Here is a 25425-nt window from a genome sequence, read left to right as displayed (position 1 = left end):
GCCTGTTCGTCGGCGGCGCGGTGGCGGCCGCGGCCGGCTGGCTCGCGTTGCGGCCGCCGCTCGCGCTGTGGCCGTCCGTCGCCGATCTCGCGGCCGACTACCGCACCGGAACGGGCGAGCAGCGCAAGCTGACGCTCGCGCGCGACGTCGTCGTCGACCTGAATACCCGAACCCGGGTCGACTTGCTGTCGTCGGCTGCGCCTGCGGCCGGGATCCGGCTGCTGGCCGGCGAGGCGGACATCCAGACGGACATCTCCGGCACGCCAGGTGCGGCGGCCCGCCCGTTCGACGTCGTGGCCGCCAGCGGACGGGTGCGTGCGTGGCGGGCCGGGTTCAATGTGCGGTTGTCCGGCGATGCCGCATGTGTCACGTGCGTGACGGGCACGGTCGAGCTGCGGCATCCGCACGGCCGGGCGACGCTGTCGGCCGGGCAGCAGGTCGTTTATGACGACCGCGCGGTGCACGCGCCGTCGAACGTCGATACCGCCAGCGTGACCGCATGGCGCCGGGGCGTGCTCGTGTTCGACGACGTGCCGCTCGCCGCCGTGATCGACGAGATCAACCGCTACCGGCCGGGCAAGCTCGTGCTGCGCAATCCGCAGCTCGGCGACGAGCGTGTGCAGGCGCAATTCTCGCTGCGCCGGCTCGACGACGCGATCGTGATGGTGCGCGACGTGTTCGGCGCCCATGTGACGACGCTGCCGGGCGGCATCGTGCTGCTTAGCTGATCGGGCGTTCCGGCGATCCGGCGTGCGCCGGGGCGAGCGGCGCGGCCGGCTGGGCCGGGCTGCCGCACGCCACGCGCGAGTCGCATGGTCGAACGCCGCTGACCGAAGAACCGGGTTCCGTGTTGCACGGGACCCGGTTTTCTTTTGGTTCATTCGAAACCTCGGGACCTCGAGACCAGCAGCTCAGGAATTGCACATCCCGCAACATCAACTGCCCGCCGAAAGAGCACCCGTCATAAAACAAACATACATGTTTGTTTAAATCATGCCGTCGCTGACCCGAGAACCATTGGGTCGGCGTGACGCAGACGACGACAAGGATTCTCCCGATTTCGATGCTCGACACACTGGAAGACCTCTTCCAGGCAGGCGGCTACCTCGGCTCCGCGGGCCAGGAAGACTTGACCGCATTCGGCACGGACGTTTTCACCCACCACTGAACCGCGGCTGCTTCCTGCGCATTCGATACAACACAGTCATGCCTATTCCATTCTCGAACAATCGCCGGCGATTCCTGGGCCAAAGCACCGCCGTGATCGGCAGCGGGTTGCTGACCGCGTGCGGCGGCGACATCAGCGAATCGCTGCCGACCTTCCCCGACGGTTTCGTATGGGGCGTCGCGACGGCGGCGGCGCAGACCGAAAGCCGCGACGGCCGCGGGCAAAGCAATTGGGACGTATTCGCCGACCAGCCCGGCAAGATCGCCGACGGCTCCACGAACGCACGGTGCATCGAATTCGAAAAGCGCTATCCGGGCGACCTCGCGCTTCTCGGCAGTGCGGGCATTCAGGCGTTCCGCTTTTCCGTTGCGTGGCCCCGCGTGCAACCGGATGGCCCCGGAGCGGTGAGCGAAGCCGGTCTCTCGACCTACGACCGCATGGTCGACACCATGCTCGCGAACAACCTCGCGCCGTACCTGACGCTCTTCCACTGGGACACCCCGGTCTGGGCGGGCGATTTCCGGAATCGCGACATGGCCTACCGGCTGGCCGATTACGCGCAGATCGTTGCGCGCCGCCTGGGCGACCGGGTCAAGAACTGGATGATGCTCAACGAACCCAACGGCGTCGCGCTGGCCGGCTACGGCTATGGCATCTCGCCGCCTGGCGTCCGGTCGACGAGCGCCATGTTCGCCGCCATTCATCACCAGAATCTGGCTCAGGGGTTGATGATCGAGGCGGTTCGCGCGAACGTGCAAGGCCCGTCCCAGGTCGGCACCACGATCAGCGCGCGGCCGGTTCACGCCGCGACGAGCGCCCCCGCAGACCAGGCGGCCGCCAGCCAGTTCGACGCGATCTGGCATCGCGCGTTTCTGGATCCGCTCTATGGCAAAGGCTATCCGGCCGAACTCCAGCAGGCGATGGCGCCACTCGTCCAGCCGGGAGACATGGCGACGATCGCGGCCAATCCGGATTTTCTGGGCATTCAGTACTACAACTGCTTTTACGTGAAAGCGGGATCGAACGGAACGGGCTATACGATCGTCGCCGGCCCGTCGAACGAGATTCAGACGGCCGGCTACCCCGTCGAACCGTACGGGATGTCGGAAATGCTGCTCAGGGTGCACAAGGACTACGGCGCGCCCCGGATCCTCGTCACCGAAACGGGGTTTGCGATTCAGGAACCGGCGCCGAGCGGGGGCATCGTCGACGACGGGCCGCGAATCGACTATCTGGCCAGCTATCTGAAGGCGGCGCGCGACGCCTGTCAGCAAGGTGTTCGATTGGGCGGGATCTTCTATTGGTCGGCGTTCGACAACTGGGAATGGGCCAGCGGTTTCGCGAAGAAGTTTGGCCTGATCCACGTGGATATGGCGACCCAGGAACGGATCCCGAAGCGCAGCCTCGCGTACTACTCGCGCTGCATCGCGAGCAACGCGATCGCCTGAGCGCGACGCGCGAGGCGGGCCACCGGCGGGCCCGCGTCGTCGCGCTGCCGTCTGGCGCGCCAGACGGTGGCGTATGACCACCCGATTTCGTCATTGCGCTGGCGCCGGCCAATCCCGGCCCGGCGCGCCGTGCGTGCATACACGCGACATACGGTTCCGCAAGAATTCCCGGCATCGGCTGTCCGGCGCCGTGCCGGTTCCGGCCCGGTCGTTACACCGAAATGCGATATCCCGCGAGCCGCTTCGTCAGGGCGTTAGATGACGGATGTTGCTAACGGGGAATTCGCTATGAGCGGTCGTACGCAGAGGCAGTCGAAATCGGTCCAATCCGCCGCGCAAGCGCGCTTGCTTCGGGTCCGCCCGCTGTGTCATGCGATCGCGCTGATGCTCGCGGCGGGCGTCGGCGCGCATGCGCAGGCGGCGGGCATCATGAATCTCGGGCAGGCCACCTCGCGCGCGTCGGGTGGTGGCGCGGGCGGCAGCGGCGTGCCGGGCGTGCCGAATCTCGGCGTGTCGCCGCAGCAGGCGCTGCAGGCGAGCCAGCCGTCGATCCGCAACCTCGGGCATGCAGCGCAGGCGGTTGCCGCGCAAATCGCCGCACAGCAGAGTGCGGCCGCGGCTGTGGCCGGGTTGCCGTCGACGGTGCCGAACGGGCTCGTGCCGGGCGGGTTGCAAGTGGCTGCGGGCATCACCTTCGTAACGGATGACAAAGGCAACCGGGTCAGCCAGAACACCGACGCGACCAATCCGCTGCTGTGGGTCAACGCAAACGAGCCGCAGCAGACGGTGGACAGCAGCGGCCACGTGAACGTCGACGTGAAGCAGACGGGGCAGAACGCGGTGCTGACGTGGGAGACGATGAACGTCGGCCGGCAGACGACACTGAACTTCGACCAATCGGCGGGCAAGCAGACGAACGGCGCGAACAACTGGGCGGTGTTGAACCGGATCAACGATCCGAGCGGTCGGCCGAGCCAGATTCTCGGCAACGTCAACGCGCAGGGCGCCGTGTACGTGATTAACCGCAACGGCGTGCTGTTCGGCGCGGGGTCGCAGGTGAACGTGCATTCGCTGGTCGCGTCGTCGCTCGATCTGCTGAACATGAACGACTACAACCAGACGTTCGTCAACCGTCTCCCGGTGGTGGTCGGCAACCTGGTCCAGGATGCGGCCGGCATCGCCGCGAGCAACCAGCAGTTCCTGAGCCTGCCGGCCGGCACGACGGGTGGACTCGCGTATCCGGCATCGGGATCGTCGGGGACGGTGCAAGGCGTGGGTGGTGTGCCGTACGAACTGCTCGGGCTCGGCAACCAGGTCGGCGTGAGTTCGCTGAGCCAGTATCAGCCGCCTGGCGATATCACGATCGAACCCGGCGCATCGATCACCACGCACATCAACGGCACGATCAGTGATGGCGGCTTCGTGCTGGTGGCGGCGCCCAACGTGACCAACGGCGGACACATTACCGCGACCGCCGGCCAGGTGGTGATGGCCGCGGGCGTCGGCGTGAGCCTGCGGCCGAACGTGGACAATCCGCAGGTGCTGCTGCCGGAACTGAGCGGCAAGATCATGATTCCGATCGACACCTACACGTCGATCGATCTCACACCGGCCGGCACGCTGACGAACACCGGCATCATCGAGGCGGCGCGCGGTAACGTGAACCTGCTTGGCAGCCGAGTCGCGCAGAACGGCGTGGTGGGCGTGACCACCAGCGTCAACGCGCCGGGCACGATCACGATCTCGACGGTCGACGAATACAACGCGAACAACCCGGCCGGCAACGCGTATCTCGGCAGGGGCCTGCTGACGGCGAGCGACGGATCGGGCGTGAACGACACCAACCGAGCAGGCTTGCTGAGCTTCGGACCGACCTCGGTGACCGCCGTCCTGGCCGATCAGGACGGCCAGACGGTGACGTCGTCGCCGGGCACGACCTTCACGCCCGGTGCGCTCAAGGTAACCGCCGGCTCGGTCTGGTTCCAGGGCGGCTCGCTCGTCGAGGCGCCGGGTTCGACCGTTTCCGTCGCGGCGCTGTCCGCCACGACTTACGCACCGTCGCCGGACATCCAGGCCGTGGGCGGCCGGATCTACGTGGACAACGGCGCGACGATCGACGTGTCGGGGCTCGCGAACGTCGAGCTGCCGATCGCGGACACGCTCGTGACGGTCGGCCGTGTCGGCCTGAACGAGCTCGCGGATTCGCCGCTGCTGCGCAACGGTTTCCTGTTCGGCCTGAAGAACGTCGTCGTCGACAGCACGTTGACGGGCACGCGCAGCGACGGCGTGCAATGGGTCGGCAGCCCGATCCTGAACCTGTCGGGCTACGTGAACCTGATCCCGCGCACGGTGGACCAGCTGCTGATCAATGGCGGCACGATCACGCTCGCGGGCAACGATGTGATGACGGCGCAGGGTTCGTCGCTGAACCTGAACGGCGGGTACATCCACTACGACGGCGGGATGGTGAACACGACGCGGCTCGTCGATGCGAATGGCGCGCTCGTGCCGATCGGGCAGGCGAGCCCGTACGACACCTACGTGGGTATAGCCGGCCAGTTCACCGAGACTCACCCCCGCTGGGGCGTGACGAAGACCTGGTACAACCCGCTGCTCTCGGGCGGCATGTACCAGAGCGACTACATCGTCGGCGGCAACGCCGGCACGCTGAACGTATTCGCGTCGCAGGCACTGGTGCTCGACGGCGACATCAGCGCGCAGGCGTTCGCCGGATTGAAGCAGGTGCAGGGCAATACCGAGCCGACGGGCGGCACGTTCAGCCTCGGCGGCAACGCGCAGCTCACGCAGGGCAGCACCGCGACGACGTCGGGCGATCAGAGCCTCGTGATCCTTCAGCCGCAGGCGCCGCAACTGGACTCCGTTGCACCCGGCTTCGGGGCCACGACACCACTCGACCGGAACGCGCTGAATGCGCTACCCGACACCGATCCGGACAACCTGCTCGCGACGCATGTCGTGCCCGTCGACACGCTGAACAGCGGCGGATTCTCGAAGCTCAACGTCATCGAGGACAAGATGGGGGGCAAGGGGTATGTCGTCACGGACGGGACGCAACTGAAGCTGCAACCGGGCGGCAGCATCACGCTCGCCACAGGCGTGCTCAGTAAACGCCCGATCACGGTGCTCGGGGATCTGGTCGTGCCGTCGGGCACGATTGCGCTGTCGACCGCCGGCGACATCGTGGTGGGCGCAGACTCGCTGCTCAGCGTCGCCGGCCAGTGGGTGAACAACGATACGCAGGCCGCGGCCGGCACGACGCCGGGCGGCAGCCACTACGTGAACGGCGGCAGCATCACGCTGTCGGCCGGCGGTGGGGTCGACCTGCAGGCGGGCAGCGTGCTCGACGTGTCGAGCGGCGGGCAGATGCTGTCGAATGGCCGGCTGCTGTCGAGCAACGGCATCCCGGTCGGCAAGGGCGGCAACGTATCGCTGATCACGGACGCGAACCCGCTGTCGTACCTCGCGCCGCCGTCGGACGTCAACCTGAAGATGGACGGCACGATCCGCAGCTTCGGGTTTGCCGGCGGCGGTGCGCTGACGTTGCAGACGTCGGGATTCCAGATCGGCGGCGACGCGGCGTCGGCGCCCGCGTGGGCGCTCGCGTTGCCGGCCGATTTCTTCGCGAGGCAGGGCTTCGGCAGCTACGTGCTGAAGGCAATGTTCGATGCGAGCGTCGCGCCGGACACCACGGTGTTCGTCACCCAGCAGAACCTGATTCCGAACGTGCCGGCACTGCAGCAGGCGGCGAGCGGCGCGAATCTCGCAGCGGGCGGCCTCACGTCGATCGGCGCGATCGACGCGTATCACCGGCAGCCGACGAGTATCGCGCTCACCGGCGGGAACTACCTGTGGGCCGGGCCGAACTACCTCAACATGACAGGGCTGTCGGCCGGACCCGTGCCGATCTACCCGGACGCGACCGGCCGCGTGATCGTCGGTCATGGCGCGTCGGTCATCACCGATCCGGGCGGCAGCATCGGGCTCGGTTCGCCGTTGCAGGTCACCGTGCTTGGATCGCTGGTGGCACCGGGCGGCGCGATTACGCTGAGCGCCGATTCGTACTCCAATAGCCCGTACTCGCAGAGCGGACAGTTTCAGGCAGGCTTTACGAGCGCCGGTAAGTCGGTGTGGCTGGGATCGGACGCGGTGCTCGACGTGTCCGGGGTCGCGCTGACGAACCCGCTCGCGGCGCCGGTGAAGAACGGGCAGACGACCTACGTGCCCGTGACGGGCAAGGTGCTGCCGGGCGGCACGGTGGCGCTGTCCGACGATTCGGGTTACGTGGTCGCACAGGCGGGTTCGAAGATCGACGTGTCGGGCGCGTCCGCGAACTTCGACCAGTTGCAGGCGAACGGCACGTACGCGTCGCAGCCGGTGTGGAGCGATGCAGGTTCGATCGCGATGGTCGCGTCGCAGGGCCTGTTCTTCGACGGCACGCTCGACGCGCATCCCGGCGCGGCGCAAGCGAACGGCGGCACGCTGACGATCCTGCCGCATCAGAACAACAGCGGGATCGGCGCGACCGCGCTGGTCGTGCGCCAAGGTGGCATGCTCGTGCCCGCCGGGTTGACGCCCGGTCAGGATTTCTCGACGGCGATCGATCCGACGACCGGGCTGCCGATCGTCACGCAAGGCGGTGTGATCCAGTTCGTGGCCGATCGTCTGAACGGTTCGGGGATCGCCAGTCTCGTGCTCGGCGACGCGAGCGTGGTCGGCAACCCGGTTCCGATCGCCTTTGCCGGCGACGTCGATCTGACGCTTGCGAAATCGGTGATCGTGAATACCGGACGCATCGCCGCGATCAGCAGTGCGCAACTGAATACGCTGCTGTCGACGGTGCCGTCGCAATCCGACCCGAACTCGGCCCCGACGCCCGTGCTGCCGACGCTGCTCGCACAGCCGCAGCACGCGATCGGCAGCACGGTGACGATCGATGCGCCTTATGTCGCGTTCGCCGGACCGCCGATCACGGGATCGTCGGATCCGCTCAGGCCGGTCGCCGCGGCCTCCGATGCGACGCTGAACGTGAACGCCGCGTTCATCGATCTCGAGAACCAGTTCCAGCTCAACAACTTCGGCAATGCGAACTTCACGAGCCGCGGCGACATCCGGCTCAGCTCGACGAACCCGCCGCTCGCGACGAATGAGTCGCTTGCGCCGGGCAAGCTCTATACGCCCGGCAACCTGACGTTCAAGGCGGCCGACGTGTATCCGTCCACCGGCAGTACGTTCATCGTCGACGCGGTCGGCCCGACCGATCCGGTCACCGGCACGCCCGCGCCGACGACGGTCACGTTCGCGTCGAACGGCGCGTCGGGCACGCCGCTGTCGGCGGGCGGCACGCTGCTGGTGGACGCGACGAACATCGTGCAGGGCGGCACGGTGCGCGCGCCGTCGGGCACGCTGGTGTTCGGCGTCGGCGATCCGACGAACGTAGCGACGCAAGCGCAGTTCGACAACCTGCCGCTCGTCGTGACCGATTCGGTGACGCTGGCCAACGGTAGCGTGACGTCGGTCTCGAACGGCGGACTGACGCTGCCTTACGGCACCACCCTGGACGGTGTCGAGTGGCAGTTCAACCCGTCGGCGGCCAATCCCCGCGCGGACCTGACAGCGCCGCCGGCGAAGTACGTCGGTGTGAACGGCAGCCGCGTCGCACTCGACAAGGGTGCGACGATCGATTTGTCCGGTGGCGGCGACCTGCAGGCGTCCGAATGGGTGCCGGGCACGGGCGGCACGCGGGACGTGCTCTCCCAGTTCAACGTCAGCTATGCGACCAACGCGTCGGGCGTCGCGGTGCCGGTCAATGCTGGCGGCACCGCCGTGTATGCGATCGTGCCGGGCGCGCAGTCGCCGGTCGCCGCGTATGACCCGGTGTTCGCGCAAACCGTGCAGCCAGCGATGAACACGAACGGCACGGTCGGCTCGCAAACGCTCAGCGCAGGTGTGGGTCAGGCCTCGCTGACTAGCGCGGTCGGGCAGGCCGTGTATCTGTCCGGCGTGCCGGGGCTGGCTGCGGGCTACTACACATTGCTGCCGGGCAAGTACGCGACGCTGCCAGGTGCGTACCGGGTGACGGTGTCGAGTACCCCGGGCAACGTCGCGCCAGGCGCGAGCAAGGTGCTGCCGGATGGCACAGTGATCGCATCCGGCTACTTCGCGGATGCACTCACGGGCGGCCGCAGCGCGACGCCCACACTGTTCAGCGTCCAGTCGGGCGCAGTATGGCAGCAGTATGCGCAGTACACGCTGACGAGCGCGAACCGCTTCTTCCCGGCGCTCGCCGCAGGCAAGGGCAACGTGACACCGCCGTTGCCGATCGACGGCGGCCAGCTCGCGCTGGCCGCGACGAAGGCGCTGGCACTCGGCGCGACGCTCGGCACGGCCGCGGGCAGCGGCGGTGCGCCCGCACAGGTCGATATCGCGTCACAGGATATCCAGATCACCGGCAACGGCGCGCCTGCGCTGGCCGGCTATCTGCAGATCGGCGCGGACGCACTCGATTCGCTGAATGCGGGCAGTCTGCTGATCGGCGGCACGCGCGCGGCGACCACGAACGGCGTGACGATCACGCCGATTGCGAACAGCGTGGTGGTGTCGAACGATGGGAACACGTCGCTGAAGGGGCCGGAGATCCTGTTGGTCACGAAGACCGACGCGAGCGGCACCGATCCGAACGCGGCGAACGGGCTGCGCGTGGATGCGGGCGCATCGATCGTGGCAACGAGCGATTACCCGGCAGCGAAGGACCAGCCGATCGCAATTGCGGGCGATGGTGCGCTGCTGCGCGTGTCGAATGGCGCGATGGCGGCGCTCACGCGTACGGGCGGCACGGGAACAGGGCTGCTGACGGTTGGCTCGGGCGCGACGCTCGCGGGCGGCCAGGCGCTCACGCTGGATTCTTCCGGAGACCTGACGGCTGATCCGAACGCGGTGCTGTCCGCGAAGTCGATCACGGCGGACGGCTCGGCGATCACGTTCACGAACGCGAATGGCGCGGCTGCGGCAAACCTGCCGGGCTTCGTAATCGATCCGGCCGGGCTCGCGCAGTTAGCGAATGCGCAACAGGTGACGCTGCGCAGCTACGGCGCGATCGGCTTCGTCGGTGACGTGAACGCGACGTTCGGCAATAGCGTGGACCTGAGCGCGGGCACGTTCACGAGCGACGGCGGCCATGTGACGCTGAACGCGCCGCAGATCGCGTTCACGAACGAGACGGGGGCACCTGTCGGAACGGCGACGTCGGGCAACGGCACGTTGACCGTGAACGCGAAGGAGATCGACTTCGGCACGGGCACGAAGACGCTGAGTGGTTTCGCGAACGTGTCGATGACGGCGACCGGCGGGATCGTCGGCCAGAAGACAGGCACGTTCGATTTCGGTGCGCTGCCGGTGACGCTCGCAGCGCCCGTGTATCTGGCCGACACGAGTTCGGCATCGACGGTAAAGACAACCGGCACGCTAACGCTGAATGGCGCGGCCGGCACCGCGCTGACGAAGACGCCGGTGGGTGGCGCGTGGAACTTCATCGGTGGCACGCTCGCGGACAACGGCGCGACGCTTGCCGCGCCGGCGGGCAACGTGAGCCTGGAGGCGACGAGCGGGAACCTGACGATCGGTAGCGGCGCGACCGTGAGTTCGGCGGGTGTGTCGAAGCAGTTCTTCGATGTGACGCAATACGCGCCGGCCGGCTCGATCACGCTGACGGCCGATGCGGGCACGGTCGACGTGCAATCGGGCGCGACGCTGGACTTCTCGGGCGCAAACGGTGGCGGCGCGGCGGGCAGCCTGACGCTGTCGGCACCGCAGCAGGTGGTGAACCTGAACGGCGCGATCAAGGGCGGCGCGGCGGCAGGCTTCACGGGCGGCTCGTTCTCGCTCGACACGGGCGGCGCGGCCAATCTGGACAGCCTGGCGACGACGCTGGCTTCGAGTGGCGTGAACAGCGCGATCGCGGTTCACACGAAGACAGGCAACCTGACGTTGTCGCCGGGCAATACGCTGACGGCTCATCAGGTCTCGCTGGTCGCGGACGGCGGTACCGGCAAGCAGGTCGACACGACTGACGGCAATGTGACGATTCTCGGGACGATCAATGCGTCGGGCGTGGCGGGCGGTACGATCCAGCTTTATGGCAAGAGCGGTGTCGACGTCGAGGGGACGCTCAGCGCGATTGCGACGACGGACGGTGGCAAGACGATCAATCCGTGGCAGCGTGGGGGCAGGGTCGAAATCGGCACGAGCGCGGTGTTTGATCCGTCGTTCAGCGATCCGGTGTCGGGTACGGCCTACAACGGTACCTACGGCTACGAAAGCATTTCGGCCGCCAGAACGACACCTGGCTCCGATGGAAAATATCTGGCCACGGGCGCCATCACGATCGGTCCGCAGGCGGTCATCGACGTGAGTGGCGGTACCGCGGGCGGTCTTTCGGGCGGCACGGTCAGTCTGCGCGCACCGCTGTTGAGCAACGGCGAGGTTCCCGTGTCGATCGGCAGTGGCGCGCAGATCAAGGGCTCGCGCGCGACGACGCTCGAAGCGTATGCGGTGTGGAGCACGACGGACGCGACGACGGGTGCGAAGCACTTCGACGGCGTGATCGATCCGGCCGGGTGGTACGACTCGGCGGGCAACCTGGGGTCGGGCACGTTCACCGACGGCAACGGCAATACGGTGCTGAACTACACGGCGGGCAGCCTGAGCGCGGACCAATTGAAGCCGTACCTGAGCGCCGACTATTTCGTGCCGGCGGCAGCGAACACCGATCATCAGACCTTCTACGGCTATCAGAACGGCGACGCGACGGCAGCGGTGCCGGGCACGTTGATGGGCTTCGTTCGCGACGGGCTCGACGCGATGCAGGATCCGTTTGCCGGCACCGGAATCGCGAACGCGCGCGTGGTGCCCGGCATCGAGCTGGACAACCCGAGCCCGGCGATCAACGCCGGCAACATCCAGGTGCTGACGAACTGGAACCTCGGCGCGGGCACGTCGGCGGCCGACCCCGCGTTTCGCTTCCACGGCCAGGCGCCGATCGTGACGCTGCGCGCCGGGAACGACGTGCAAGTCAACGCGAGCCTGACGGACGGCTTCTTCCAGATCGGCAACCCGCTCGGCGGCGGGACGATCGCGGTGCCGCCGCTGTCGTCGCTGAGCGCCGCGCATGCGGCGTACACGACGCCGAGCGGTACCTATGCCGAATTCGGGTACAGCATTGCGTACTACGGCCCGACGTCGCTCGGCGGCGACGCGCATCACATCGCGTTCGGCCCGGGCCAGCCTGTCGGCGGCACGCCGGAGGAAATCGCGGAGTACTACACGCTCTATACCGCGTATGCCGACTATCTGGGAAAGACGGCGACGTCCGACATTACCGCGCCGCTCGGTTGGCAGCCGAACAACAGCAACATCCAGATCATCTTCCAGTTCCACTTCGGCGGGCGGCCGCAAGCCGGCGCACCGGTTGCGCCGGTTGCGCCGTCCGCGGCCGAGCAGGCCACCAATCCGGCGTCGTACCTGATCTACCTGAACGACTACAACAAGTACCTCGTCGCGACGAGCCAGTTCTATGCGAAGACCCTGAAAGAGGCCTATGTGCCGGCGGTGACGCCGCCGGCCGTCCAGCCGGTCGCGGTAATCGCCGCGACGACGATCCCGCTGCCCGTGCAGACCGACAACACGCCGGCGCCGGTCGCGACCGCCGGGAACCCGCTGCCGCTTCAGTCCGCGTCGCTGGCGGGCGGCGACAGCAGTTCGTTCCGCGTCGTGTCGGGTGCCGATCTGACCAGTGTGAACCCGCTCGCGCTGCAGGCACGCGCGGTGTTCAACGGCAACCCGAACGCCGGGAGCGTCACGCTGGATGGGCATACGGCGTTTCTCGACGGCAACGGCATGCTGCTGCTCGCGCCGACGATGATCCGCACCGGCACCGGCTCGATCGACGTGGCCGCGGGCAACAACATCGCACTGTTCGGCCCGACCGCGAAGACTGATCAGGTCGATCCGGTCGTGCCGGGCGTGATCTATACGGCGGGCGCGCCCGATCCGAACGCGCCCGCGATGGGGACGACAACCTTGATCGTCAACGCCGGTGGCAACTCGAACCTGCCCGACATCCTGGTCTCGCCCGTCGTCAACCCGGAAGCGGCCGGCGACATCCGGCTGCGCGCGCAGGGCGACATCTCCGGCATCCAGTACACGACCGACACGACCGGCGCCGTTACCGGCCTCACCGGCAGCAACACGAGCCAGTACTGGTGGCAGTGGATGCAGATCACGCCGTTTCGCACGGTGAGCGCCGGCAACACGTCGTCCTATGTGTCGCTCGCGCGCACGTCGATCGATTTCGGCGAGTTCGACCAGGGGGTGATGAGCGTCGGCGGCAACGTGTCGGTCACCGCGGGCGGCAACATCGCCGATCTCGGCGTGTCGCTGCCGACCACCTGGTATCTGGACAACACCGGCAAGGTCGTGACGGTTGGCGGCGGCAACCTGACCGTGCACGCGGGCGGCGACATTCTGAGCGGCGATTATTTCGTCGCCAAGGGCACCGGCACGCTGACCGCGGGCGGACAGATCGCCGCCGATTTCAGCGTGCCGCCCCCGTACCTCGGGCAGCAGCCGCTTGCCACGTCCACGGTTCTGGCCGTGCAGGACGGGATATTCAACGTGAGCGCGCGCCAGGGCGTCGATATCGGGGCGGTGGTGAATCCGTCCTATACGGGCGGAAGTGCGTCGCGCTACTTCGAGTATCTCGACGCTCAACCGTATTCGGCGACGTCGGCGGTCAACGTGCTGTCGACCACCGGCGACGTGCAGTTCGGCACGCTGGGCGGATACCTCGTGGGCGGCAGCACCGACCTGCCCGCGAGCCTGAACCTGACGGCGTTCACGGGCGGCATCACGGTCGCGTCGGGCGGCATGCTGTTCCCGTCGGCCGTTGGCCAGTTGAACCTGATCGCGGATCAGTCGGTGAACCTGTCGAGCGCTGCGCCGGATTCGTCCGCCACCTTCGGCATGTCGGATTCGGATCCGGCGACGATGCGCTCGCCCACCCAGCCGTTCGCGGTCGCGAACGCGCACGGCGCGAGCGTGCTGCACGCGGACGATACGAGCCCGGTGCGCATCTACAGCTTGAACGGCAGCGTGACCGACGGCGTCCTCAATGCGACCAGCGATGGCGGCGGGGGCTTCTACAAGAATATCGTCGACGTCGTGGTGCCCAAGCCGGCGCTGATCCAGGCCGGCCAGGACATCGTGAACCTGGCCTTCGAAGCGCAGAACCTGCGCGAGGCCGACATCACCCGTGTCGTTGCCGGCCGCGATATCTACGACACGCCGGTGGCGCCCAACGGCAACGGCGCCGCGCCGCGGCTGCTGCTGGCCGGCCCGGGCACGTTCGACATCGAGGCCGGTCGCGACATCGGGCCGCTTACGAACCAGGCGCAGCTCTATGCCGCATTGACCTCGGGGTATCGCGCGACGTCCACCGGCATCGACGCGATCGGCAACGCCGACAACCCGGCCTTGCCGCACGAAAGCGCGAACATCAACGTGCTGTTCGGCGTCGGGCCGGGCGTCGACAATGCCGCGTTCATCTCGGCGTACATCGATCCGGCGAGCACGGTGCCCGGTGTGCCGAGCGCGACGCCGGCGCTGATCGCGTTCATGGAGCAGTACGATGCCGGCAAAGTCGTCGACACCGGGTTGGCAAAGGACAAGCAGGCCGCGCAGCAGAACGTGGGCACGCTCACGGCTGCCGACGCATGGAAGCAATTCCAGGCCCTGCCCACTTATGTGCAGCAGCTCTTTGCCGAGCAGGTGCTGTTCAGCGTGCTGAGCCGCGTCGGGCTCGACTACAACGATTCGGCAAGCCCGTACTACCAGCAGTACGCGCGCGGCTACCAGGCGATCAACACGCTGTTCCCGAGCGCGCTCGGCTACACGGCGAATAACCTCGGCGGCGGCACGAACGGCGCGAACAAGCTCGTGACCACCGGCAACCTGGATATCCGCAGTACGACGATTCAGACGCAGCAAGGCGGCAATATCACGATCCTCGGGCCCGGTGGGCGGGCGCTGGTGGGCAGTACGTCGGCACCGCCCGCGATCGTCGGATCGTACGGCAAGGTCGTGGCTGGCCCCGGCACGATGGGTATCCTGACGCTCGAACAGGGTGACGTCGACATCTTTACCGACCAGAGCGTGCTGCTCGCGCAAAGCCGGATCTTCACCGAGCAGGGCGGCAACATGACGATCTGGAGTTCGAACGGCGACATCAACGCCGGCAAGGGCTCGAAATCGGTGGCCGACACGCCCGCGCCGAACTACGTGTGCGACCCGAACCATTACTGCACGGTCGACGCGCGCGGCGAAGTGACGGGCGCGGGCATCGCGACGTTGCAGACCATTCCGGGCGCGCCGGTGAGCGATGCGAACCTGATCGCGCCGCGCGGCACGGTGGACGCAGGCGATGCGGGGATCCGCGTGTCGGGGAACCTGAACGTCGCGGCGCTGCATGTCGCGAACGCGGACAACATCCAGGTGCAGGGCAAGGCGACCGGCATTCCGGTGGTGCAGGCGGTGAACACGGGGGCGCTGACTGCGGCGAGTTCGGCCGCGTCGGCGGCCGGCCAGATGGCGCAGGATCTCGCGAAGAACAGCGCGGCGCGCAACCAGCGGCGCTGGACAATCTCGGTGCAGGTCGAGGGCTTTGGCGATGGCGGTGCCGCGGATCAGAAGAAGCGGCGCGGCAGCGAAACGCTGGGCTATCGGCCGAACGCGTCGGTTGCGGTGCTCGGCCTCGGTGGCCCCGGCGACACGCAGCGGCGCTTTCTCACGCGGGAGGAGCAGAGCCGTTTGAGCGGGGGCTAGGCGGCGGGTCTCGCCGCTTGAACGGCGGCTTGCGCGTTCAAGCGTGGCGGCGCGGCCCGACTTCCCGGTCCGCGCCGGCCAGACTCGGATCAGTGACCCGGGATCGTCACATTCGGCGCCTACGATCCGACGTTTGGTTCCTTGCTGGCAGCGTCGGGTAAACGGTGACGCGCGATTTCCATTCTCCGGTTTCGTCACGTATGACGCGCTCCCGGGTGCCGATCGGTATCCGGATGCTCGCCGGCTCTCTCGCGATATGGGGTTTCCTGATGATGCAGTGCGCGCACGCGCAGGCTGCCGGGGAGCAGGCCGTCAGCACGATACGCTTCGAGCTTCCTGCGCAGCCGTTGCAGGATGCGATCAACGCGTATGGCCAGCTGGCCGACATGGCGGTTCTCGTGGACAGCGGCGTACTGGCTGGCCGTACGAGCTCGGCGGTGTCGGGCGCGTTCCGGCCGCGTGACGCGTTGCAACGGCTGCTGGCGGGCACCGGGCTGCGGGCGCGCTTTCCGGGGCCGGACGAGGCCATCATCGAAGTTTCACCGGCGGCGTCCGTGCGGGACGTACCGGCGTCGCCGCTGGTGTTCGCATCCGATGTCGCGGGCCTCGAGGCCGGCGGAGCTGACGCAGTCGCCTACGCAGGCATGCTGCAGAGCCGGTTGACCGACGCGCTGTGCCAGTCGCCGGCCACTCGCCCGGGCGCCTACCGGCTGTTGATGCAATTGAACATCGGGCCGACCGGCGCAATCGTGGCCGCCCGGTTGCTTGGCACCACGGGGGACGGCCGGCGGGATGCGGCGATCGAGCATGCGGTCCGCGCGCTCGAGCTCGACTCGGGGCCGCCGGCCGCGCTGCGGCAGCCGACGACTGTCTTGTTGCGCCTGCAGACCGACGGCGTGGTTTCCGTGTGCTCATCGACCGCGGACGCGCGCCCCTGACGACCATGTCCGACACGACCCGCGCGCAGCTCAAGGCGCTGCTGCTGTCTCGCTACCGGGATTTCAGAAGAAAGCTCGAACGCGTCGTCGGCTCGAGCGACAGCGCACAGGATGCGCTGAACGAGACGTGGATCCGGCTCGACTCGGCGGGTGAACTCGGCCCGGTGGCGAATGGCGACGCCTATCTGATGCGAATGGCGACCAACGTCGCGATCGAGCAGCACAGGACCGAGCGGCGCCATCTTCACGAGCGCGATATCGACGAGATGTTCGACGTGCCGGACGAGCTGGCCGACCCCGAGCGGATCGTCGCCGCCCGCATGGAAATCGACGTGCTCAAGGAAGTGCTGCACGCGCTGCCGTCGCGGCAACGGCAGGTGCTGCTGGCGGCGAGGGTGGAAGGCAGGCTGAACCGGGAGATCGCCGTGGAGTTGGGAATCTCGCTGCGCCTGGTCGAGAAGGAACTGAGCCTTGCGTTGAAGGCGGTGAACCGGCGCATGTTGGATATGATGCACGAACGCGAAGTTGAAGTTGGCGGCCGACGTAAATTCTGAACATGTCTACGATGAGGAAAGGGAAAGGCTCCGATACGCAGGGCGAGGCCAGTGTCCGGGAATGGCTGGTCCGCCTGCGCTCGGGCGACGCGACGACCGAAGACGCGGAAGCGTTTCGGCGCTGGTGCGCAGAGCATCCGGACGAGGCCCGCTTCGTGCCGACGATGGGGCAGATCTGGGGCAAGCTCGGTGTCGCTGCGTCCGAAGTGATGGCGGAGCAGTCCGCTGCCGCCCGCGCCGCCGAAATGCGGGCGGGCGCCGCACATGTGTCGCGGCGCCGTGCAGTCATCGGTTTCGCCGTTGCGGCGGGCGCGACCTGGCTCGCCGTTCGACCGCCACTGCAACTGTGGCCGGCACTCGGTGACTTCGTTGCCGACTATCGCACCGGCACAGGCGAGCAGCGCAAGGTCGTGCTGTCGGATCGGGTGACCGTACAGATGAACACGCAGACCCGCATCGACGTGCTGTCCGCGTCTGGTGAGACGGGCGCGATCAAGCTGCTGGCCGGAGAGGCCGAGGTGATTGCGACAGGGTCCCCCGGCGGCGCGGGCTCGAACGGCGCATTCACGGTCGTCGCGGGGCGCGGGCGGATGACGGCCCGCGCTGCACGATTCGACATCCGGCGGTCCGGCGACGAGGTGTGCGTGACCTGCATGTCGGGCTCGCTCACGTTTGCCCATCCGCGGCAGCAGCAGCCGCTGACGCTCAACGTGGCGCAGCAGTTGACCTACGACGATCGACACGTGCGCGCAATCGTGCCCGCCAATACTGCGACGGTGACGGCATGGCGGCGAGGCGTGCTCGTGTTCGATGACGTTGCGCTTTCCCGGGTGGTGGACGAGATCAACCGCTATCGGCCCGGAAAGGTCATCGTGCGCAATGCTGCGCTCGGTGCGCGCAGCGTGCACGCGAAGTTCTTCATCGCAAAGCTCGACGATGCGATCGACATGATCGGCGATCTCTACGGCGCGCGCGTGACGCGGCTGCCGGGCGGTATCACGGTGCTCGGCTGATGGCTTGCAGGCGGCGTGCGGGGCTCGCGCGTCGTCGTGTGATGGCTGCAAGAATGCTGCCCGACGCCCGCTTCTTCGTGGGCGGGTTCGCGGCAACGGAATACGGCGAACAGTAAAAGAACCGAAAGCCCGATTCCGGGGTTCTCCCGTTGTGTCGATGCTGGCCGGATGCGAATGGCGTTGCTGCGAGCGCTGCGCGTATCGGCATCCGCAAGCCGTCACAAAAATATCGTGCGGCATTCGCCACACGCCTTCATCTAGTCAATTGAGGTGCCGCTTTATCGTTGGTGTCGTCCGGGGAAACACGGGTCAGGCAGCATGCCGGCTCGATCTTTTCCGGAAACGCTTTCGGATATGCAGCGCCACGAGGCGCCGCCTGGTAACGCCATCGGAAGGCAGGCCTCACCGTACATTGCGATCGCCAGTGCCGGACGGGAGACGGGCAGGCGGTTCGCACATCGTCAATGGCCCCGTCTCGCGGGATCAAGGAGCGTCTTCATGCGTGTCTGCATCAGCGATCGACCCGACAACGTGCTCAAGTGCGCGTCGCGACATCACTTCCCGGTCCGGCCGTTGTGTCGGGCCGTCGCGTTGCTGTTCGCTGTGGGTGTGGTGGCGCATGCGCAGGCTGCGGGGATCATGAATCTCGGGCAGGCGACGATGCGCGCGTCGGGCGGCGGCGCGGGGGGCGTTGGGGGCTTGCCTGGCGTGCCGAATCTCGGGGTGTCGCCGCAGCAGGCGCTGCAGGCGAGCCAGCCTTCGATCCGCAATCTTGGGTATGCGGCGCAGGCGGTTGCCGCGCAGATCGCCGCGCAGCAGAGTGCGGCTGCCGCGGCGGCGGCGTTGCCGTCGACGGTGCCGAACGGGCTCGTGCCGGGTGGGTTGCAGGTCGCGGCGGGCGCGACGAGCGATTCGAACAATCCGGTGCTGTGGTTCAACGCGAATGCGCCGACGCAAAGTGTCGATGCGAGCGGCCACGTGAACGTGGACGTGAAGCAGACCGGGCAGAACGCGGTGCTGACGTGGGAGACGATGAACGTCGGGCGGCAGACGACGCTGAATTTCGATCAGTCGGCGGGGACGCAGACGAACGGGGCCAACAACTGGGCAGTGCTGAACCGGATCAATGATCCTAGTCGGAGGCCGAGCCAGATTCTGGGGAATATCACCGCGCAAGGGGCGGTGTATGTGATCAACCGCAACGGTGTGCTGTTCGGGGCGGGGTCGCAGGTGAATGTGCATTCGCTGGTGGCGTCGTCGCTGGATTTCCTCAACAAGACAGATTTCCAAAATGGCAGCCCAAGCACCGTCGTCGGGAAGCTGATACAGAGTCCTGCGGACATTGCTGCGAGTAATCAACTGTACCTGAACACGCAGGGTGGACTCGCAGGGCTCGAAGCGGGGGCGACCCGGGTGGGTTCCTCGGTCGGCAGTCCAAATGAAGTGCTCGGCCTGGGCGGTCAGGTTACGGTGAACTCGGCCAGCCAGTATCAGGCGCCGGGCGATATCACGATCGAACCGGGGGCGTCGATCACGACGCATACCAATGGCACGGCCAGCGACGGCGGGTTTGTGCTGGTGGCGGCGCCTAACGTGACGAATGGCGGCAGCATTACCGCGACCGCAGGCCAGGTCGTGCTGGCCGCCGGCGTCGGCGTGAGCCTGCGGCCGAATCCAGGTAATCCGCAGGTGCTGGTGCCGGTGCTGAGCGGTCAGTTGATGACGGGCAGTGGAGCAAGCCAGGCGGATATTACGCCGGCAGGCACGTTGACCAACACCGGGATCATTCAGGCGGCCCGCGGCAATATCAACCTGCTGGGCAGCAACGTCGCGCAGAACGGTGTCGTGGGGGTGACGACGAGCGTCAATACGCCGGGCAACATCACGATCTCGACCGTCGACGAATACATCGCGAACAACCCGCTGGGACAGTCCTACATCGGCGGGAATCCAGTTTCGGTGGGCGACCAGACGAACCGCGCTGGCCTGTTGAGCTTCGGTCCGAATTCGGTGACGACGGCGTTGCCGGATAACAATGGCCAGACGGCGACGTCGTCGCCGGGCACGGTCTTCACGCCCGGCAGCATCACGATGACGGCGGGGTCGGTCTGGTTCCAGGGCGGGTCGCTGATCGAAGCACCGGGCTCGACGGTATCCGTAGCGGCGCTGACGCAGTCGGCCGTGTCGAACAGGACGCCGCCGGGCGATACGGCGGTGCCTGGCCGGATCTACCTGGACACCAGTGCGACGATCGACGTCTCGGGTCTGGCGAACGTCGAGTTGCCGATCTCGAGCATCCTGGTCACGATTCCGCGTGTTGGCCAGAACGAGCTGGCCGATTCGCCGCTGCTGCGCAACAGTTTCCTGTTCGGGCTGAAGGGCGTGGTGGTCGACAGCACGCTGTCGGGTACGCGCAGCGATGGCGTGCCGTGGGTCGGCAGTCCGATCCTGAACCTGTCGGGATATGTGAACCTGATCCCGCGTACTGTCGATCAGCTGCTGACGAACGGCGGCACGATCATCCTGTCGGGCAACGAGGTGATGACGGCGATGGGATCGTCGATGAACCTGAACGGCGGCTACGTGCACTACGACGGCGGGATGGTGAACACGACGCGGCTCGTGGATGCGAACGGGGCAATCGTGCCGATCGGGCAGGCGAGTCCGTACGATACCTATGTGGGGATCGCCGGCGAGTTCATCGAATCGCATCCGCGCTGGGGCGTGACGAAGACCTGGTACAACCCGCTGCAGACGGGAAGCGTCTACGAGGGCGACTACATCGTCGGCGGTAATGCGGGGACGCTCGATCTGTTTGCGACGCAGGCCATGGTGCTCGACGGCGACATCAGCGCACAGGCGTTCGGCGGATCGAAGCAGGTGCAGGGCAACAGCCAGCCCACCGGGGGGATGTTCAACCTGGGCATCTATGCGCCGCTGACGCAGGGCGACACTACGTCCACCAGCGGCCAATCGGGGCTGGTGATTCTGCAGGACACGGCGCCGCAACTCGGTAGCGTGTCGCCTGCCTTCTCGATCGACACACCGCTCGATCCGGTCGCGCTCGGCGCGCTGTCGAGCACCGATCCGAACAACGTGCTGGCGACGACGGTGGTACCGGTGAGCACGCTGAACGCGGGCGGGTTCGCGAAGCTGAAGGTCACCGAAGACAAGACGGGCGGCAAAGGGTTTGTGGTGGCCGACGGTACGCAGCTGAAGCTTCAGCCTGGCGGCAGCGTCAATGTCAGCGCGACGGGCAGCGCGCTCGTGGCGGGGTCGCTGGTCGTGCCCTCGGGCACGATTTCGATCTCGGCCGGCGCGAACATTACTGTGGACCCGGACGCGTTGCTCAGCACCGCGGGCCAGTGGGTGAACAACGACGTGCAGACGGCGGCGGGGACGACGCCGGGCAATAGTGCGTACCTCAACGGCGGCAGCGTCACGCTGTCGGCGAGCGGCAGCGTCGATCTGCAGCCGGGCAGCGTGATCGACGTATCGAGCGGCGGCGAGCTGCTAGCGAACGGCCAGTTGCTGATGAGCAACGGGGTTCCGATGGGCAAGGGTGGCAGCGTGTCGCTGAGTACCTACCCGAACACGAATGGAGGGGGCTTTCCGGCAGCACTGCCTACGGACCCGCGCCTGAAGCTGGACGGGACGATCCGCAGCCTGGGCTTTGCGGGCGGCGGCACGTTGACGCTGCAGGCGCCGGGCTTCCAGATCGGCGGCGATCCGGCATCCGCGCCAGCGTGGGCGATGGCGCTGCCGGTCGACTTCTTCGCGCAACAGGGCTTCGGCAAATACGTGCTGAATGCGCTGTTCGATGCGAGCGTGGCGCCGGGTGCGGTGGTCGCCGTGACCCAGCAGAACCTGATCGCCAACGGGCCGGCGCTGCAGCAGGCGGCGAGCGGCGCCGGCTTGTTGTCGGGCGGACTGACCACAGTGGGGGCGCTCGACACCTATCATCGTCAGCCGACGAGTTTTGTCATGACCGGCGGCGGCTATCTCGCCTGGCGAGGCGATGGCTCGCAAGGCCCGGTTCCACCGGTTCCCAATTATCCCGGCGTGACCGGTGGCGTGAGCATTGGGCAGGGCGCGTCGATCGTCGCCGATGCGGGCGCAAGCATCGGGCTGGGTTCGCCCGCACAGGTGACGGTGCTCGGCTCGATCGTCGCGCCGGGCGGCGCGATCACGCTGAGCGCGGACTCGTCGCTGGCGGGGCCGTACGAGCAGGCGGGCCAGTACTCCGCGACTGGCGCGTTCACAGGCGCGGGCAAGTCGGTGTGGCTAGGGCCGGACGCGGTGCTGGACGTGTCGGGTGTGGCGCTCGCCAATCCGCTCGCCGTGCCGGTCAAGAACGGGCTGACGACGATCACGCCGAACACGGGCAAGGTGCTGCCGGGCGGCGCGGTGGCGATCTCGGACGATTCGGGATATGTGGTCGCGCAGACGGGCTCGCTGATCAACGTGTCGGGGGCAGCGGCGAACTTCGACCAGTTGCAGACCGGTGGCCGATATGCGTCGCAACCGGTGTGGAGCGACGCGGGCTCCATTACGCTGGCTGCATCGAGTGGATTGCTGTTCGACGGCACGCTGAAGGCGCAGCCGGGTTCGGCACTAGCGCAGGGCGGCACGCTGTCGATCGTGCCGGTGGCGAACGCTGTGCCCAATGCGTTCGAGGTGGGCGGCGCCACCGTCGCGCTGCCGGGTGCGACTGCGCTGGTGATCCAGCAGAGTGGCAAGCTCGTTCCGGCAGGGTTGGCGCCCGGGCAGGACATCGTGGCCGCGACCGGCGCACTGAGCGGCAGCGGCAGCGCGATCGTCAGCACGGCAACCGGTGTGCTGCAGTTCGCGGTGGATCGGCTGACCGGCTCGGGCATCTCGACGCTCGTGTTGGGCGCCAACGCATCGACGACATCCGTGCCGGTCGCCTTTGCCGGTGACGTCAACATGACGGTACCGAAGGCCATCCAGATCTACACCAATCAGATCGTGGCGCTCAACAGCGACCAACTGGGCCGGTTGACGCACGGCGCGAAGGACGCCGCCGGCAATGATTCGATTCCCACGGTTGGCTCGCTGCTGAACAACGAGCTGACGGCGCCCACGACGATCGGCTCGACCGTGACCCTTGATGCCCCGTATGTGTCGGTTGTCGGCCCGACGCTGATCAACCCGATACCGCTGGGTACGGTCGCCGCTGTGTCCGACGCGACGCTGAACGTGAACGCGTCGTTCATCGACTTCGCGAACCAGTTCCAGCTGAACAACTTCGGGCAGGCGAACTTCACGAGCCGTGGCGACGTTCGCCTGAGCTCGACGAATTCGGTCAAGAGTGCCCTTCAGCCGGGCGAGCTGTACACGCCGGGCAACCTGACGTTCAAGGCGGCGGACCTGTACCCGTCGACCGGCAACACGTTCATTCTCGACGCAGCGGGGCCGGCACCGACAACGATCACGTTCGAATCGAACGGGGCGTCGGGTGTGCCGCTGTCGGCGGGCGGCACGCTGCTGGTGGATGCGACGAACATCGTGCAGGGCGGCACGGTGCGCGCGCCGTCGGGCACGCTCGTGTTCGGTGTCGGCGATCCGTCCAGTTCCGCCACGAAGACGCAGTTCAACGGTCTGCGGCTGGTCGCGACGGATTCGGTGACGTTCGCCAACGGCAGTGTGACGTCGGTGTCGAACGGCAACACGGTCATCCCGTACGGCACGACGGTCGATGGCGTGGAGTGGCAGTTCAATCCTGTGGTGGGCGCCGCGCAGCCCGACGTGACTGCGCCGCCGTTGAAATACATCGGCGTGAATGGCAGCAGCGTGGCGCTAGCCAAAGGCGCGACGATCGACCTGTCGGGCGGTGGCAACCTGCAGGCGGCCGAATGGGTGCCGGGCACGGGCGGCACCCGGGACATGCTCTCACAGTACACCGTCAGCTATGCGAACAACGCGACGGGGACGGCGGTGCCGGTGAATGCTGGCGCGGGGAATGTCTACGCGATTGTGCCAGGTGCGCAGTCGCCGGTCGCCGCGTACGATCCGGTGTTCGCGCAGACGCTCCAGCCGGCGACGAACGCGAACGGCACGGTGGGCTCGCAAACGGTCAGCACGGGCGTGGGCCAGGCGTCGCTGACGAGCGCTGTGGGGCAGGCCGTGTACCTGTCCGGCGTGCCGGGGCTGGCGGCCGGCTACTACACGCTGCTGCCGGGCAAGTATGCAACGCTGCCGGGGGCCTATCGGGTGACGGTGTCGAGCGCGACGGGCAATGTCGCACCGGGTGCGAGCCAGGTGCTGCCGGATGGCACGGCCGTGACGGCCGGGTACTTTGCCGACGCGCTGACCGGTGGCCGCAGTGCGGCGCCGACGCTGTTCAACGTGCAGTCAGGGCCGGTGTGGCAGCAGTATTCGCAGTACATGTTGAAGGACGCCAACCGCTTCTTCACGTCGCTTGCAGCAGGCAAGGGGAACGTGACGCCACCGCTGCCGATGGATGGTGGTCAACTGGTGCTGGCGGCGACGAAGGCGCTTGCGCTTGGCGCGACGTTGAATACGGCCGCTGCCGCAGGTGGTGCCCCGGCGGAGGTCGATATCGCATCGCAGGATATCCAGATCACGGGCAATGGCGCACCAGCGCTGGCGGGCTATCTGCAGATCAGCGGCGACGCGCTGGATTCGCTGAACGCCGGTAGCCTGCTGATTGGTGGCACGCGCACGGCGACGACGAACGGCGTGACGATTACGCCGATTGCGAACAGCGTGGTGGTATCGAACGACGGCAACACGTCGCTGAAGGGGCCGGAAATCTTGCTGGTCACGAAGACCGACGCGAGCGGCACGGATTCGAACGCGGTGAATGGGCTGCGTGTGGATGCGGGTGCGTCGATCGCGGCAGCGGGCGATTATCCGGCCGCGAAGGATCAGCCGATCACGATTGCCGGCGATGGCGGGCTGCTACGCGTGTCGGATGGCGCGATGGCGCCGCTCACGCGCACGGGCGGCACGGGTACGGGCCTGATGACGGTCGGTGCGGGTGCGACGCTCGCGGGCGGTCAGGCGCTCACGCTCGATTCGTCCGGAAACCTGAAGGTCGATCCGACTGCGGTGCTGTCGGCGAAGGCGATCACGGCGGACGGCTCGGCGATCACGTTCACGAATGCGAATGGCGCGGCTGCGACAAACCTGCCGGGCTTCGTGATCGATCCGGCGGGCCTTGCTCAGTTCGCGAAGGCGCAACAGGTGACATTGCGCAGCTATGGCGCAATCGGCTTCATCGGCGACGTGAACGCGACGTTCGGCAATAGCGTCGATCTGAGCGCGGGCACGTTCACGAGCGACGGCGGGCATGTGACGCTGAACGCGCCGCAGATCGCGTTCACGAACGAGACGGGGGCGTCGAACGCAACGGCTGTGCCGGGC

At 67.2% G+C, this 25425-nt stretch carries 7 protein-coding genes; all 7 read left to right on the top strand.

What is annotated here, in order from left to right:
• Window positions 1-728, top strand: a 728-nt coding sequence (locus tag G3N94_RS28160; RefSeq protein WP_205795866.1) for a FecR domain-containing protein, incomplete at its 5' end; no start/stop codon positions are given.
• A gap of 478 nt (window positions 729-1206) precedes the next feature.
• Complete coding sequence (locus tag G3N94_RS28155) at window positions 1207-2616, top strand: family 1 glycosylhydrolase (protein WP_205795864.1); 1410 nt, start codon at window positions 1207-1209, stop codon at window positions 2614-2616.
• Between the two features lie 384 nt (window positions 2617-3000).
• A complete protein-coding gene (locus G3N94_RS28150) occupies window positions 3001-15510 on the top strand; it encodes a filamentous haemagglutinin family protein (RefSeq protein ID WP_205795870.1) in 12510 nt (4169 codons plus the stop codon).
• A 200-nt stretch (window positions 15511-15710) separates the two neighbouring features.
• Complete coding sequence (locus G3N94_RS28145) at window positions 15711-16448, top strand: secretin and TonB N-terminal domain-containing protein (protein ID WP_241022113.1); 738 nt, start codon at window positions 15711-15713, stop codon at window positions 16446-16448.
• 5 nt (window positions 16449-16453) lie between these two features.
• Entirely contained in the window at window positions 16454-17002 is a 549-nt protein-coding gene (locus G3N94_RS28140) for an RNA polymerase sigma factor (RefSeq protein WP_205795862.1), read from the top strand.
• 2 nt (window positions 17003-17004) lie between these two features.
• Window positions 17005-18015, top strand: a complete 1011-nt coding sequence (locus G3N94_RS28135; protein WP_205795860.1) for a FecR domain-containing protein — start codon at window positions 17005-17007, stop codon at window positions 18013-18015.
• 639 nt (window positions 18016-18654) lie between these two features.
• On the top strand, window positions 18655-25425 hold a 6771-nt coding region (locus G3N94_RS28130; protein ID WP_241022114.1), incomplete at its 3' end, for a filamentous hemagglutinin N-terminal domain-containing protein.

The sequence above is a fragment of the Burkholderia sp. Ac-20353 genome (assembly GCF_017104785.1).
In the GTDB taxonomy this organism is placed as follows: domain Bacteria; phylum Pseudomonadota; class Gammaproteobacteria; order Burkholderiales; family Burkholderiaceae; genus Burkholderia.
The sequence above is the reverse complement of the archived record's forward strand: the minus strand, read 5'-3'. Positions and strand labels throughout refer to the sequence as shown.